The following is a 13,824-nucleotide window of genomic DNA, read 5'->3' as shown; positions in this document are numbered from 1 at the left end:
GTACTAACGTGACGCCGATGAAGTTCGGTATCAGCTACAGCACGCCCCCCCACGGAGTCGACTCCGACAAGCTCGCCGCGTTCGCCCGGCTGGCCGAGGAGCGCGGGTTCGAGTCCCTGTACGTCCCCGAGCACATCGTGCTGTACCCGGGCGCCCGCATCGGCCCCTTCGAGCTGCCGCCGACGCTGCCGTACGCCGACCCGCTCGACACCCTGACCTTCGTCGCCGCCCACACCGAACGGCTCCTGCTCGGCACGGGCGTGCTGCTGCTGCCGTACCACCACCCGGTGACCCTCGCCAAGCGGCTGGCCACCATCGACGTGCTGTCCAAGGGCAGGATGCGGCTGCTCACCGTGGGCCTCGGCGCGCTGCCGGGGGAGGCCCAAGCCGTGGGGGTGGACTTCGCCGGCCGGGGCCGCCGCGCCGACGAGGCGATCGACGTGCTGCGGCTGCTCTGGGCGGGCGGTGCGGAGGGCGTCGGCTTCACCGGGGAGTTCTTCGACCTGGACGGCCTGTGCAGCTATCCCAAGCCGCACGAGGCCACCACGCTGCCGATCCACGTGGGCGGGTCGAGCCGGGCGGCCGCGCGCCGGGCGGGCCTGCGCGGCGACGGCTTCTACCCCGGCGGCAGGCTGCGCCCCGAGGAGCTGGCCGCGCTGTGGGAGCTCGCGCGGTCCACCGCCGCCGAGGCGGGCCGCGACCCGGACGCGCTGGAGTACACCCGCTTCGGTGCGATCGACATGCCCACCGGCCGCGCCGAGGAACTCGCCGCGCAGGGGGTGACCCGCCTCGTCGTCAGCCCCTCGGCCACGGAGCCCGACGAGCAGCGCGCGGAGCTGTCGGCGTTCGCCGAACGATTCTCCCTCTAGAGAGCCTCAGAGGGAGCGGAACTGGCGGGTGGCGGAGATGGCTCCCGACGTCGTCTGGGTGAACGTGCGCATCGAGCCGGCGAACTTCGACAGGTCCCACTCCGCGGGCCCGTGGTACCAGTACAGGTTGTCGGCCTGGTGCCCGTTGCCCGTGACGGAGGCCACCACCCGCGACCAGTGCTCCACCCCGTCGAAGATCACCGCGTACGGCAGGTACCGCGAGAACAGCTCCACCCGGTGCTGCTCGGGCACGTCCCCCAGCTCGCCGGAGAACAGGTACTGCCGGAAGCCCATCGTGTGCGCCAGCGCCGCCGACCCCTTGGCGGTCTTGGCCGGCATGTACTGCCCGCCGACGGCCAGCGCGCCGCCCGCGATGACCAGGGCCAGGCCCAGCAGCCCGTACGTGGTGAACCAGGCCAGCGCCACCGTGGCCAGCAGCCCCACGCCGACCAGCACCACGCCGATCGTGGTCCACCTGGTGCGCTCGGTGTCGGGGCGGCGGGCGAACCAGCCCTGCCTGACCACGTCGGCATAGAGCGCGTCGCGCACCTTGCCGAGGTGGGCGGCGAACGAGCCGGACAACTGCGACAGCAGCACCACGTCACGCCCGTCGAAGATGGCCTGGTAGAGCGCCAGCTCGTACGGCAGCAGCGCGTTCACGGGCGCGTTGGGCGCCCTGACCAGCATCCAGTCGGGCGCGTCGTAGGTCTGCCTGGGCTGCTCGTCGATGCGCAGGTAACCGCGCACGGCCAGGTCCACGATGGTGGCGGTCACGTCGACCACGTCGGCCTGCTCGTCCACGAGCGTGCCGATCTGGCCGGGGCGCACCCCGTCGGGCGGGGAGAAGTGGCCGTTCTGCACCGGATCGACCTTGCCGCTCTCGTGGCCGGCGACCCGCGCGTCACGGCCGCGCGTCCAGTAGAGCAGGGCGACGCCGCCGAGCATCAGCACCAGCAGCCCGGCCAGGGCGCCGCCGGTGACGGTGTCGAGCGTGAACGCGGCCGACAGCGAGAAGCGCTTGTCCAGGATGGGCTTGCCGCTGCTGGAGCCCTTGGGGTATCCGACGATGACGGTGAGCGCCTGGTCGGGAGCGATGCTCTCCTGCTCGAAGTCGGCCTGCGTGGCGCCGTGGTCCATGGAGGCCGACGTGCAGCCGATGGCCGAGGTGAGCGCGCCGGCGAAGCAGGACAGGTTCTGGACCTGCCCGGGGCCTGTCACCTTGACCGTGGCCTTGGCGACCGGCTGGTTCCAGCCGTTCACGGCGAACCAGCGCAGCTCCTCGATGCCGCCCGAGGGCGTCACCGCCCCCTTGACGTCGTACTCGACGGTCTGGCCCGTCACGGTGAGCACGTCACCGGTGAGGGTGCCGCCCTTGACGTTCGAGATCTGGTAAAGGCGGTCGTTGCTGTCGTCGTAGCGCGTCCTGGTGATGAACGTGCGCTTCAGCTGCCCCGAGGCGCCGCTGATCTTCTCGACCACGTGCAGGGTGCCGTCCTTGCCGAGGGTCATCGTGACCTCGTCCGTCATCCCGGCCTCCGCTGCGAGAGCGGCGGGGGTTGCGGACAACGTCAGAGCGGTGGCCGCCAGGGCGGCCATCGTGAGTCTGATACCCATGGCGGCAAATCGTATCGGTTCGTACCTGCTCAGGTCAGAGTGATGTTGTTGGCCGCCCGCTGGACGCTCTCCGGCGCGGCACCCTGGCCGGGGTTCTCGTGGGCGAGCGCCTGGTTCGCGGCGACGAACGGGCGCATGCGCTCCTCGTACCGCTCGAAGGCGTCCGCGCCGCCGGCGCCGAGCTCCTGCGCGAGCACGTACGCGCCCACCAGCGCCAGGCTCGTGCCCTGCCCGGACAGCGGCGAGGCGCAGTACCCGGCGTCGCCCACCAGCGCGACCCGCCCCTTCGTCCAGCGCTCCATCTTCACCTGCGCCATGGAGTCGAAGTAGAAGTCGTCGGCCTTCCACATGGCCTCCAGCAGCCTGGGCGCCTCCCACACCTGCGAGCAGTGCTCCTGGATCAGCCGCTTCTGCTGGTCGAGATCGCGGTAGTCGTAGTCGATCACATCGGCCCTGAAGCCGAGGTTGACCCGCATCTCGGCCGGGTCGCGGTCGCTGAACAGCGCGCCGCCCGCCTCGCCCGCGTTGAACCAGGTCTGCCAGTGGTCGAGGCCGAGGAAGTTGCCGGCGGTGTAGATGGAGACGTAGGTGCCGAGGTGGTGCAGATACTGCTCCTCGGGGCCGAAGGCCAGCCGGCGCACGTTGGAGTGCAGGCCGTCGGCGCCGATGACGTGGTCGTAGCGCTCGCCCCACCCGCCCTCGAAGGTCACCTCGCCGTCCTCGCCGAGCGTGGCGATCGAGTCGCCGTAGACGTAGCGGGCGCTCGCGGAGGCGCCGAGGAGGATGCGGTTCAGGTCGTCCCGCATGATCTCGACGTCCGGGCTGTCGAACCGGCCGCCGCTGAGCGTCTCCTCCTCGCTGCGCATGAGCTCGTTGCCGTCGCCGTCCAGCATGTTCATGCCGCGCATGGTGGTGCGCAGCGCGCGGACCTGCTCCAGCACCCCCATCCGCTCGACCACGGTCAGCGCCGCGCCCCTGATGTCCACCGCCTGGCCGCCCTTCCTGGGCGCGGGCGCCCGCTCGACCACCGTCACGTCGAACCCGTGCCGCCCCAGCCAGTACGCCAGGACGGGGCCGCCGATGCTCGCGCCGGAGACGAGAACCTTCTTCATGAGTGCGCTCCTGTGTGTTGACGTTGTACGCAAAACTGAATGTACGTAGTACATACAGCAGGTGGCAAGGGTATAGTGGCAAGATCTGTACTAGTACAGGAGGATGGATGAGCAGCACGCCCCACGCCCGCATCGCGGCCGACATCAAGCAGCGGATCGCCGACGGCCGGCTTCGCCCGGGCGAGCGTGTGCCCTCCACCAGGCAACTCGCCAGAGACTGGAACGTCGCCCTGGCCACGGCCGCCAAGGCGCTGACGCTGCTGGCTCGCGAGGGCGTGGTGGTGGCCGAGCCGCGCGTGGGCACGGTCGTGGCGGAGCGGCCCGGCGAGCCGGCCAGGCCCCGGCCGGGCGCGACGGCCGAGCACGAGCTGACGCGGCGGCGCATCGTCGGCGCCGCCATCGAGATCGCCGACGCGGAGGGCCTGTCAGAGCTGACGATGCGCGCCGTCGCGGGCCGGCTGGCGGCGGCCACCATGTCCCTCTACCGGCACGTGGGCGGCAAGGACGACCTGGTCATGCTCATGGTGGACGCGGCGTTCGCCGAGTTCCCGCTGCCGTCGGAGCGCCCTGAGGGCTGGCGGGGGCGGCTGGAGACCTCGGCGCGGGTGCAGTGGGCCGCCTACCGGGCGCATCCGTGGATGGCCCGAGCCACGCCGCTGACCCGGCCGGTGCCCTCGGAGGCGCTGCTGCGGCACTCGGAGTACGTCATGGAGGTGCTGCAGGAGACCGGTCTCGACGCCGCCACCCGGATGTACGTGATGATCCTCGTCTACAGCTTCGTGCAGGGGATAGCGGCCCACATCGAGCTGGAGCAGCGCGCCAGGGCCGACACGGGGATCACCGACGAGGAGTGGATGACCGGGCAGGAGGGCTTCCTGGGCGACATCAAGGCGGCCAATCCGGCCTTCTCGCGGCTGCTCGACGAGCTGGGCGACTTCGACCTCGACCTCGACCGGCTCTTCGAGTTCGGGCTCCGGTCGTTGCTCGACGGGCTGACGAGGCTGGTCGAGCCCCGCTAGTCGGAGATCTGGATGCGCAGGCGGCGGAAGCCGCGGCCCTTGCTCTCGATCTTGGCGACCCTGATCCGCCCGATCTGCTTGGTGGAGGCCACGTGCGTGCCGCCGTCGGCCTGCGTGTCCAGGCCGACGATGTCGACGATGCGCACGTCCTGGACGGTCTCCGGCACCAGGTTCGTCGCCGTGCGGATGAGGTCGGGGATGGTGAACGCCTCCGCCCTGGGCAGCACCCGCACGTCGATGCGCCGGTCGGCGACGATCTCGGCGTTGCAGGCGTCCTCCACGGCCTCCTTGAAGCCGGGAGGCACCTCGGGCAGGTTGAAGTCCATGCGGGCGCTGAGCTCGTCCATGTTGCCGCCGGTGACCAGGCAGCCGTAGTCGCGGAAGACCACCCCGCACAGCACGTGCAGGCCGGAGTGCGTACGCATGAGGGCCGAACGCCGCTCGTCGGCCACCGCGGCCCTGACCGCGGTGCCGGCCGGCGGGATCGGGTCGCCCTCCGCCGGGATCAGGTGAAGGTCGTCGCCCTTGCGCACCCCCACGATGCGGGTCTCCACGCCCTGCCAGATCAGAACGCCGTGATCCGCCGGCTGGCCGCCCCCACCCGGATAGAATGCCGACCTGCTCAGCACGATTCCCTCGGGTGTGGCGTCCAGGACGACGGCTTCGAAGTCGCGCAGGTTCTGGTCGGACAGTTCCAGTCTTTCGGTGCGCCCGTGGAGATCGGTGCTCATATCGGCAGCCTAGTGCCCTGAGGTGGTCATGCGTGGCCTGATGAGACGCGTCGTGGTGCTCGTCGCGGTGCTGGGGCTGCCCTCGTGCGCCTTCGCGGCGAAGCCGGCGCCCGCCGAGCAGCAGGCGCCGGTGATGATGTTCGTGGGTGACAGCTTCACGGTCGGGTCGGGCCCGGTCCCGCCGTGGCAGACGTACGCCTCGCAGACCGCCCGGCTGCTGGGCTGGCAGCCGATCATCGCGGGCGCGGGCGGCACCGGCTTCTGCAACGAGGGACGGGCGGGCCGCACGTTCCAGCGCTCGTTCGAGGTGGAGCTGGCCTGGCGCCCCGCCCCCGACCTGCTGGTCATCTCGGGCGGCCACAACGACCGGCGCTGGAGCCCGGAGCGGGTGCGCGGGGCCGCCGCGAGCCTGCTGTCCGAGGTGCGCGCGCACTGGCCGGAGACCAGGACGGTGGTGGTCGGCCCCATCTGGATGGGGGAGCCGCCGAAGAAGGCGTACGGGGTGCGCGACGCCGTGGCGGAGGCGGCCAGGGCCGGGAAGGTGTCGTTCCTCGACCCCATGCGCAGGAGCTGGCCCAAGGAGGCGGTCCTGCCCGACGGCGTGCATCCCACGCTCGCCGGGCACGAGGGCCTGGCCGCCTGGCTGGCGGCCGAGCTGGCCTGACCTACCAGGGGCCGTAGGGGCCGTTGTTGCCCCGGCCGCCGCCCATGCCCTTGACGGCGGGCTTGACGTCGACGACGTAGATCGTGGCCGCGATGACGGCCGCGATCGAGAACAGCCCGAGGCCGATGCCGATGAACTGGGCGCCGCCGACCACCATGAAGGCCTGGAAGTAGCTCAACGCCCCGGCGGCCGAGAACAGCGTGGCCAGCCCGAGGATCAGCAGCCACAGGTTCTTCTGCAGCTTGCCCGCCGAGACGAACGCGTTGGCCGGCACCCGGAGCGCGTGCGCGAGCGCGTAGATCGACATGCCGAGAATGGCCACGGCGAGCACCAGGAAGAGGAGGTTGAAGACCCCGTTGATCATGTCCATGTAGTCGTCTCCGCCCAACGCCGTGATGCAAACGGCTTCAGCCTAATAGGCGCCCCCGACATAGGGGCACCCCGAACGGAAAGGCCCGTCTCCCTTCCGAGGAGACGGGCCCGGGGGTGGGTCAGGCCTGGGCCTTGGTGGAACGGGTCTTCCTGACCGGCTCGACGGGCTCGGCGACGGCCGGCTCGGCGGCCTCCGACACCTCTTCGAGCTCCAGGGCGGCCGTGCCGCTCGCCTGGCTGACGACCTTGCGGCCGCGCGTGGCGAAGTCCTCGTAGACCTCCGTGGCCTTGAGGGTGAGCTGGTCGGCGTACTCGCGGGCCTTCTCGGGCAGGTCACGCGCGAAGCCCTCGGCCTTGTCGGCGTACTCGCGGGCCTTGACCGGCAGGTCCTTGGCGATCTCGGTGCGGCGCGACTGCAGCCTGTTGAGCTGCCCGGGCAGCTCGCGCAGCTTCTCCACGGCGAAGTCGCCGACACCGGTGATGGCGTAGAACGGCTTGGACTCGGTGAGCTTCTTGACCTCGGTGGCCAGCGTCATGGGTTAACCTTCCTTGGTTTCCTGGGTGACGTCGCCGTTGCGTGAGGTCGCCGCATAGGGCTCAAGAGCGGCGAGAAACTCCTCGGGCAGCGGCGCGTCGTCCGAATCGGAGTCACTCCGGGGGCGGGCATTCTGGGAGGTCTGCTCGTCCTCGGCGTGCTTCTCCTTGCGGAACGACTCATAGATGTCGATCAGCACCTGGCGTTGCCGTTCGCTGAGATGCGCGTCGGCCCTGATCGCGGTGATCACGTCGCTGGGCGGCTCGCGGTCCTCGATGAGGCCCGCCTGCACGTAGAGCGCCTGCGAGGAGATGCGCAGACCTTTGGCGATCTGGTTGAGAATCTCCGCGCTCGGCTTGCGCAGGCCGCGCTCGATCTGGCTCAGGTAGGGGTTGGAGACCCCGGCCGCCGCGGCGAGCTGGCGCAGCGAGATCTTCGCCTGCTGCCGCTGGTCGCGGATGTATTCACCGATCGAGCCGACTTTGGGTAGTGCCATGCCGACAGTCTGCCCCGCGGTGCTTGCAATTGCAAACGCGATGGTTAACACCAGCAAGCATCAGAGCTGGATAACCCACAGGAAGGGTGCGGCGGTGATCAATGTCACAGACAGGGCGATGAAGCCGTAACGCACCGACGTGGCCAGCTCGGGAGCGGGCTTGATCAGGCGATCGACCCTGGCCATGACGTTGTGGACGTGCACCCCCAGCATGCCGTGGGGCGTCGGCATGGCGCCCGCGGTGCCGAACCTGAGCAGCGCCGTGGCCAGCCGGCGCGGCGAGCAGTAGCGGCGGGCCCGGTCGTCGGCCGCCATCTCGACCAGCAGCTCGACCTGCGCCTGCGCGTCGGCCACGACCTTCGACCAGGGCAGAGCCCTGCGCAGCGCGGCGAACGGCAGCAGCACCAGGTCGTGGCGCTCGCGTACGTGGGCGGCCTCGTGCGCGAGCACGGCGGCCAGCTCGTCCTCCGACAGCAGCTTGAGCGCGCCCTCGCTGACCACGACCTGCGAGCGCAGCCCCGGCACGCAGTACGCGGCGGCGCTGGGATGGGCCAGCACCCGCACCCCGGGCACGCCCGGATCGTCGTGGGAGATCAGCGCCAGCAGCATGCGGTGCCTGCGACGGGCCCGCAACGCCTGCACGCCCGCGGTGAGCAGCACCGCGACCAGCACGGCCAGCGCGGTCAGCCCCGCGATCAGGGCCAGCACGTGCAGCGCGTCCCACTCCTGCGCGGGCGTCTCGCCCCGCGCGAAAGCGATCAGACCGGGCAGCACCCCGTCGTCGTACGGCTGGACGGCGAAGGCGAGCATCGCGCCCGTGGTGGCCAGGCCCCAGCACACGCCGAGGGACTGCCAGAGAATGATGGCCAGCCGGGGGGCGCGCGAGGTCCACCCGGCCGTGGTGAAACGCCAGGAGCCAACCGCGCACGCCGTGGCGAGCGCTGCCAGCGCCGCTGCCGTGATCACTCTTCCTCCAGCTCCGTAAGGGCTCTGCGCAGGATCTCCGCCTCCGTGCCCGACACGGCCTGGGCGAAGCGGGTCAGGGCGGCCGAGCGGTCGCCCGTCAGGTCCAACGCCTCCAGCATAAGCTCAGCGATGTATGCGTCGCGGCTTTCCGCCGGTTGGTACCGCCATGCGCGCCCGTCGCGGGTGCGCTCGAGGAAGCCCTTGCGGGTGAGGCGGTCGAGGACGGTCATGACCGTGGTGGGGGCCAGGTCGCGGTCGGCAATCAGCCTGCCGACCTCGCGGGCGGTCAGCGCGTTGCTCTCCGCCCAGAGGATGTCCATGATGCTGCGTTCAAGCTCGCCAAGACCCTTCACGCCCTTCAGGGTAGCTCTACAAAGCGTCGAGCTGGCATTCGGGGCGGCACAGTTCGCCGGAAGTGGCGTGCGCCGCCCGTCGCTGACAGGCTGAGTGAGATGAAGCTCACGCTGGTCCAAGGCGACATCACCGAGCAGCGGGTCGACGCCGTCGTCAACGCCGCCAACTCCTCCCTCCTGGGCGGCGGAGGCGTGGACGGCGCGATCCACCGCCGGGGCGGCCCCGAGATCCTGGCGGAGTGCAGGAAGCTGCGCGCCGGCCACTACGGCAGGGGCCTGCCGACCGGCCAGGCCGTGGCGACCACGGCCGGCCGGCTGCCCGCCCGGTGGGTCATCCACACGGTCGGCCCCGTCCACTCCGCCTCCGAGGACCGGTCCGGGCTGCTGGCCTCCTGCTACCGGGAGTCGCTGCGCGTGGCCGACACGCTGGGCGCCTGCTCGGTGGCCTTTCCCGCGATCTCGACCGGCATCTACGGCTGGCCCATGGACGACGCCGCCCGGATCGCCCTGGAGACGGTCCGGACGGCGGGCGCCCGGGTGGACGACGTGCGGTTCGTGCTGTTCGACGCCGCCGCGTACGCCGTCTTCGAGGCGCGGCTCTAGATCACGGCGCCCACGGCGGCGCCACGGCCCAGGTCACGTCCTGCTCGTAACTGGTGGCCGAGTCGAAGGCGTGCGAGCCGCCCGGCACCGCGATGTACACGGCCTCCGCGAAGTGCCTGACGTTGTGGCCGGCGATGTTGTACGAGGCCAGCGTCACCCCGGCGCCCCCGGCCCTGGGCGGCTGGGCGCAGAAGGTGGCGTCCTGGTCGAACAGGGCCGTGCCGTCGCGCGCGTCGTTGCGCACCCGGAAGTCGGCGTGCCGCAGGTAGCGGCCGGGGAAGTTGCGCGACTCGAAGGAGTAACAGCTGCCCTCGGCCAGCCCCCGCCGCACGAAGAACGTGGCGTCCTCCTTGAGGAGCTGCGCGCTGCCGGCGCTCACCACGTCGGTGCGCGCCAGCGAGTCCTGGTGCCGCAGGTACCGGTCGGTGAACCCCGGCGTCGTCACCCGCAGCGACTGGGCGGCCCCCACGGTCAGGCCCGCGCCGCTGCGCCACCACGGCGTGTCCGGCAGCCAGGTGACGTCGGCGGCGAACGACGTGGGGGTGTCCCAGGCGTTGGGGCCGCCGCTGCGCGCGATGTGGACGGCGTCGTTGTGGTGGCGCAGGTAGGCGCCGGGCTGGTTGAGCGACTCCAGCGACACGCCGGTGCCCGCCTGCCCCGCGCGGGCACAGAACGTGGCGTCCTGGTCGAACAGGGCCGTGCCGTCGCGCGCGTCCTTGCGCACCCGGGAGCTCGCGTGCCGCAGGTAGTGGCCGGGGAAGTTGCGTGACTCGAAGGAGAAGCAGGTGGCGTTCGCCAGGCCGGGCCGGGCCCAGAACGTGGCGTCCAGCTTCAGCGTGTCGGTGCCGCCCGCGGTGATCACGTCTGTGCGGGCCAGGCCGTCCTGGTGGCGCAGGAAGCGGTCGGTGTGGCCGGCGGTGGTGACGCGCAGCGAGACGAGGCCGCCCGCCGTCAGGCCGGTCGCGGCCTGGATCACCGAGCGGTTGACGGCGCGTACGCGCTCCGCGTCCATCTTCAGCACCCGGCGGTCGTACGTCCACAGGCCGTTGACCTCGTTCTCGACGTCCGTGGGCTGGGTGTAGATGGACGCGGACAGGCCGTTGCCCGCGATGAGCGGCTTGAGCTGCTCGTTGATCGAGACGTAGCGGCCCGTCAGCGCCGTGGCGTTCGAGGTCATCTCGTACGCGAAGCCGGTGCCGGGCCACTGGTGGCCGGGGCTGAGCAGGCCGAGGCCGCCGAACTCGCCGAGCACGGCCACCCTGGTCGCGCTGGGCCGCTGCGGCGTGCCGGGGCCGACGTAGATGTGGTCGTCCACCACGTCGCCGTTGCCGCCGTCGAAGCCGCAGCAGTTGGAGCCGGAGTTGTTGTTGACCAGCCGGGTGGGGTCCCAGCTCTTGACCAGGTCGGCGATGCGGGCGGGGTCGTACTCGCCCCAGCCCTCGTTGAACGGCACCCACTGCACGATCGAGGTGATGCCGCGCAGGTGGTCCACCATGCGGCGCAGCTCGCTCTCGAAGTTCGTCCTGTCGGCCGCCGAGGGGCCGGTGCCGGTGCGCATCGAGGGCATGTCCTGCCAGACCATCAGGCCGAGCCGGTCGGCCCAGTAGTACCAGCGGGCGGGCTCGACCTTGACGTGCTTGCGCACGGTGTTGAAGCCCAGCGCCTTCTGCTGCTCCAGGTCGAAGCGCAGGGCGGCGTCGGTGGGGGCGGTGGAGATGCCGTCGGGCCAGTAGCCCTGGTCGAGGGTGCCGAGCTGGAAGACGAACCGGCCGTTCAGCGTGGGGCGCAGCACGCCGCCGACCATGGCCTTGCCCACCGATCTCATGCCGAAGTAGCCGGTCACGACGTCCCCGCCGCCGGTGCCGGTGAGCGTGACGCGCAGGTCGTACAGGAACGGGTCGTCGGGCGTCCACAGGCGGGCGTTCGGGACCGGCACCCGCAGGGGCGCGCCGATGGCGCCGGTGGCCGTCCCTACCACGTTCCCGCCGGTCAGCACCTCGGCCCTGACCTGCTGTCCCGACGCGCCCGTCGCCTGCACGACGAGGTCGAGCCGCCCGGCCGCGACGTCAGGAGTGGTGTCGAGGCGGGTGATGCTCGCGGCGTTGACCGGCTCCATCCACACGGTCTGCCAGATGCCGGAGTGCGCGGTGTAGAAGATGCCGCCGGGGGAGCGGCGCTGCTTGCCGATGGGGGCGCCCGTGGCGTCCACGGGGGCGTACACGCCGACGATGAGCTCGTTCGAGCCGGAGCGCAGGGCCGGGGTGATGTCGAATCCGAACGGGTCGTAGCCGCCGGTGTGGGCGCCGACCGCGGTTCCGTTCACCCAGACCCTGGTCTCCCAGCTCACAGCGCCGAAGTTGAGCCGGACGCGCCGTCCCGACCAGCCGGCGGGCACGGTGAACGTCCTGCGGTACCACATGCGGTCCTCGTGCCGCTGGATGCGCGAGAGTCCCGATTCGATCGGGTACGGGACCAGCACCTGCTCGGCGAGGTTCTGGCCGGTCGGCGGGGTGGTGATGGAGCCGGTCGCGGCGAACTGCCACAGGCCGTTGAGGTTCTGCCATTCGGAGCGTACGAGCTGGGGCCGCGGATACTCCGGCAGGGCGTTGTCCGGGGTGACCTCGGCGGTCCATGGGGTGGTGAGCGGGGGCGCGGCCAGCGCCTCCTGCACGGGTAAGGCGACGACTGCTCCTGAGAGGACCAGCACCGCGGTGAGGCGGCGGGCCCAGCCTGAGAATCTGCTCATCTCGGCTCCTTGACGAGGACCGTGCCTGACTTCCCCCGACAGGTTGCGACCGAACTTGAACGAGTTAGATCGCACTGTGACCATATACCGCAGATCACCTGCGCGAAACAGACCGCTTACCGGGGATCGACGGCCGTCCAGGGAAGCGTCAGCTCGCCGAGCCGCCACCGGCCGGGACCGCCCAGGGGCGGATGCGTCGGGACCGGCCAGGACTCGGCCAGCACGCCCACGGCGGCCAGCCAGCGCTGCCGCTGCCCATGTGCCCCGTAGGGGGCGCTGACCGCCCAGGCGCGGTCGAAGTCGTTCAGAAACGCATGGATCCGCTCACCCGGCACGTTCCGGTGGATGAGCGTCTTCGGCAGCCGGTCGGCCAGGTCGGACGGCCGCTCGAAGGCGTCGAACCGCGCCGCGATCGTGATCGTCCGCGGTCCGCCGGCCGTCAGCCCCACCCACACGGCCCGCCGGCCGTTCTCGGAGCAGGTGCCCTCCACCAGCACGCCGTCCGGGGCCAGCCTGCCCGTCAGCACGTCCCAGTAGTGCCACGCCTCGTCCTCGCCGTACTGCCGCAGCACGTTGAACGCGCGGACCAGCGCCGGCGGGCGCGGGACGGGCAACTCGAAGCCGCCCAGCCGGAAGCTCAGCCCCTCCCGCTCGTACGGCTTGGCCAGCGCCACCCTGGCCGGGTCGATCTCGACGCCCACCACCTCCACGCCGGGCGCCACCCGGCGCAACCGGGTGAACAGCTCCAGCGTGGTGGTGTGCGAGGCGCCGTACCCGAGGTCCACCACCAGCGGCCGCCCGCCGGCCGCGCCGCGCAGCAGCGGGCCGTGCACCGCCGCGATCCAGCGGTCGCAGCGCCGCAGCCGGTTGTGGCCGGTCGTGCCCCGGGTGATCGTCCCGACCGGTTTAGCCACTGACGCGGTGCACCTTGTGCTGCGCGGCCTGGGCCCGGGGGCGGATGATCATGCGGTCGACGTTCACGTGGGCCGGGCGCGTCACGGACCAGGCGATCGCGTCGGCGATGTCGTCCGCGGTGAGGGGGTTCGGCACGCCCTCGTACACGCGGGCAGCCGCCTCCTGGTCGCCCCTGAAGCGGGTGACCGCGAACCCCTCCGTCTGCACCATCCCCGGCGCGATCTCGACGATCCGCACCGGCTGCCCCACCAGCTCCAGGCGGAGGGTCTCGGCCATGGCCCGCTGGGCGTGCTTGGCCGCGACGTAGCCGCCCCCGCCCTCGTACGCGCCGTGCCCGGCCGTCGAGGTGAGCATCACCAGCACGCCGTCGCCCGATTCGACGAGTTTGGGGATCAGCGCCTGGGTCATGCGTAGGGAGCCGAGCACGTTCACGTCGTACATGTGCTGCCAGTCGGCCAACCGGGCGTCGGTCACCTGCTCCAGGCCGAACGCGCCCCCGGCGTTGTTGACCAGCACGTCACAGCGCTCCAGGCCGGCGGCCAGCGCGTCGACCGACTCCTGAGAGGTCACATCCAACATCACGGGCCTGATCGAGGGCACCTCGGCGGCCAGCTTGTCGAGCCGATCGCGGCGCCGCGCGCCCGCGACGACGTCGTATCCCTCGGCGGCGAGGCGCCGCGCGGTCGCCTCTCCGATCCCGCTGCTAGCACCGGTCACCACAGCCGTCTTCCGCATGCTCCACATCCTAGGAGGTGGCCTCCCTACGCCCAGTTGTGACCGTCTGTCGGGAATGTCGAAAAATTCGGGATAGTTGTATTCCGTCTGGAGG

General features: G+C 71.2%; 15 protein-coding genes. 4 read left to right on the top strand and 11 right to left on the bottom strand.

Annotation, left to right across the window (positions count from 1 at the left end):
* Positions 1–17: 17 nt before the first annotated feature.
* Positions 18–869, top strand: a complete 852-nt coding sequence (locus tag HD597_RS46625) for a TIGR03619 family F420-dependent LLM class oxidoreductase (protein WP_253753060.1) — start codon at positions 18–20, stop codon at positions 867–869.
* 6 nt (positions 870–875) lie between these two features.
* On the opposite strand, the gene HD597_RS46620 is transcribed toward HD597_RS46625, so the two are convergent.
* Both HD597_RS46620 and HD597_RS46615 read right to left on the bottom strand, forming a co-directional pair.
* A complete protein-coding gene (locus HD597_RS46620; RefSeq protein WP_253753058.1) occupies positions 876–2,483 on the bottom strand; it encodes a DUF2207 domain-containing protein in 1,608 nt (535 codons plus the stop codon).
* Between the two features lie 29 nt (positions 2,484–2,512).
* Complete coding sequence (locus HD597_RS46615; protein WP_253753056.1) at positions 2,513–3,595, bottom strand: FAD-dependent monooxygenase; 1,083 nt, start codon at positions 3,593–3,595, stop codon at positions 2,513–2,515.
* A gap of 107 nt (positions 3,596–3,702) precedes the next feature.
* Here HD597_RS46615 and HD597_RS46610 point away from each other — a divergent pair, with 107 nt between their 5' ends.
* On the top strand, positions 3,703–4,614 hold the full coding sequence (locus HD597_RS46610) for a TetR/AcrR family transcriptional regulator C-terminal domain-containing protein (RefSeq protein WP_253753054.1): 912 nt from the start codon (positions 3,703–3,705) through the stop codon (positions 4,612–4,614).
* On the opposite strand, the gene HD597_RS46605 is transcribed toward HD597_RS46610, so the two are convergent.
* Positions 4,611–5,345 carry an alanyl-tRNA editing protein gene (locus HD597_RS46605; RefSeq protein ID WP_253753052.1) on the bottom strand — a complete coding sequence of 245 codons (735 nt, stop codon included), beginning with the start codon at positions 5,343–5,345 and terminating at the stop codon, positions 4,611–4,613. The two genes, HD597_RS46610 and HD597_RS46605, sit on opposite strands and share 4 nt — an antisense overlap.
* A gap of 40 nt (positions 5,346–5,385) precedes the next feature.
* Between HD597_RS46605 and HD597_RS46600 the strand changes: the two genes are divergently transcribed.
* The gene (locus HD597_RS46600) at positions 5,386–6,009 is read left to right on the top strand and encodes an SGNH/GDSL hydrolase family protein (RefSeq protein ID WP_253753050.1); all 624 of its coding nucleotides are present in this window, start codon (positions 5,386–5,388) and stop codon (positions 6,007–6,009) included.
* Position 6,010: 1 nt separating this feature from the next.
* Here HD597_RS46600 and HD597_RS46595 read toward each other — a convergent pair whose 3' ends face one another.
* The 5 genes from HD597_RS46595 to HD597_RS46575 all read right to left on the bottom strand — a co-directional run bounded on the left by HD597_RS46595 (position 6,011) and on the right by HD597_RS46575 (position 8,731).
* Positions 6,011–6,379 (bottom strand): DUF2516 family protein, encoded by a 369-nt coding sequence (locus HD597_RS46595; protein WP_253753048.1) that lies wholly within the window; start codon positions 6,377–6,379, stop codon positions 6,011–6,013.
* A 121-nt stretch (positions 6,380–6,500) separates the two neighbouring features.
* A complete protein-coding gene (locus HD597_RS46590) occupies positions 6,501–6,917 on the bottom strand; it encodes a hypothetical protein (RefSeq protein ID WP_253753046.1) in 417 nt (138 codons plus the stop codon).
* Between the two features lie 3 nt (positions 6,918–6,920).
* Positions 6,921–7,463, bottom strand: coding sequence for a helix-turn-helix domain-containing protein (locus HD597_RS46585; RefSeq protein ID WP_308210984.1), 543 nt, complete (start codon positions 7,461–7,463; stop codon positions 6,921–6,923).
* A 9-nt stretch (positions 7,464–7,472) separates the two neighbouring features.
* Positions 7,473–8,378 carry a M56 family metallopeptidase gene (locus tag HD597_RS46580; RefSeq protein WP_253753043.1) on the bottom strand — a complete coding sequence of 302 codons (906 nt, stop codon included), beginning with the start codon at positions 8,376–8,378 and terminating at the stop codon, positions 7,473–7,475.
* Positions 8,375–8,731, bottom strand: a complete 357-nt coding sequence (locus HD597_RS46575) for a BlaI/MecI/CopY family transcriptional regulator (RefSeq protein ID WP_080043346.1) — start codon at positions 8,729–8,731, stop codon at positions 8,375–8,377. Before HD597_RS46575 ends, HD597_RS46580 begins: the two co-directional genes overlap by 4 nt.
* A 99-nt stretch (positions 8,732–8,830) precedes the next feature.
* Between HD597_RS46575 and HD597_RS46570 the strand changes: the two genes are divergently transcribed.
* On the top strand, positions 8,831–9,334 hold the full coding sequence (locus HD597_RS46570) for an O-acetyl-ADP-ribose deacetylase (protein ID WP_253753042.1): 504 nt from the start codon (positions 8,831–8,833) through the stop codon (positions 9,332–9,334).
* 1 nt (position 9,335) lies between these two features.
* Here HD597_RS46570 and HD597_RS46565 read toward each other — a convergent pair whose 3' ends face one another.
* The 3 genes from HD597_RS46565 to HD597_RS46555 all read right to left on the bottom strand — a co-directional run bounded on the left by HD597_RS46565 (position 9,336) and on the right by HD597_RS46555 (position 13,730).
* Entirely contained in the window at positions 9,336–12,080 is a 2,745-nt protein-coding gene (locus HD597_RS46565) for an AbfB domain-containing protein (RefSeq protein ID WP_253753040.1), read from the bottom strand.
* Between the two features lie 116 nt (positions 12,081–12,196).
* Entirely contained in the window at positions 12,197–12,994 is a 798-nt protein-coding gene (locus HD597_RS46560) for a class I SAM-dependent methyltransferase (RefSeq protein ID WP_253753039.1), read from the bottom strand.
* The gene (locus tag HD597_RS46555) at positions 12,987–13,730 is read right to left on the bottom strand and encodes an SDR family NAD(P)-dependent oxidoreductase (protein ID WP_253753037.1); all 744 of its coding nucleotides are present in this window, start codon (positions 13,728–13,730) and stop codon (positions 12,987–12,989) included. Before HD597_RS46555 ends, HD597_RS46560 begins: the two co-directional genes overlap by 8 nt.
* Positions 13,731–13,824: the final 94 nt, after the last annotated feature.

This window comes from Nonomuraea thailandensis (genome assembly GCF_024172165.1).
GTDB classification, from domain to species: domain Bacteria; phylum Actinomycetota; class Actinomycetes; order Streptosporangiales; family Streptosporangiaceae; genus Nonomuraea; species Nonomuraea thailandensis.
Note: the sequence above shows the minus strand (reverse complement) of the source record. Positions and strands in the feature narration are given on the sequence as shown.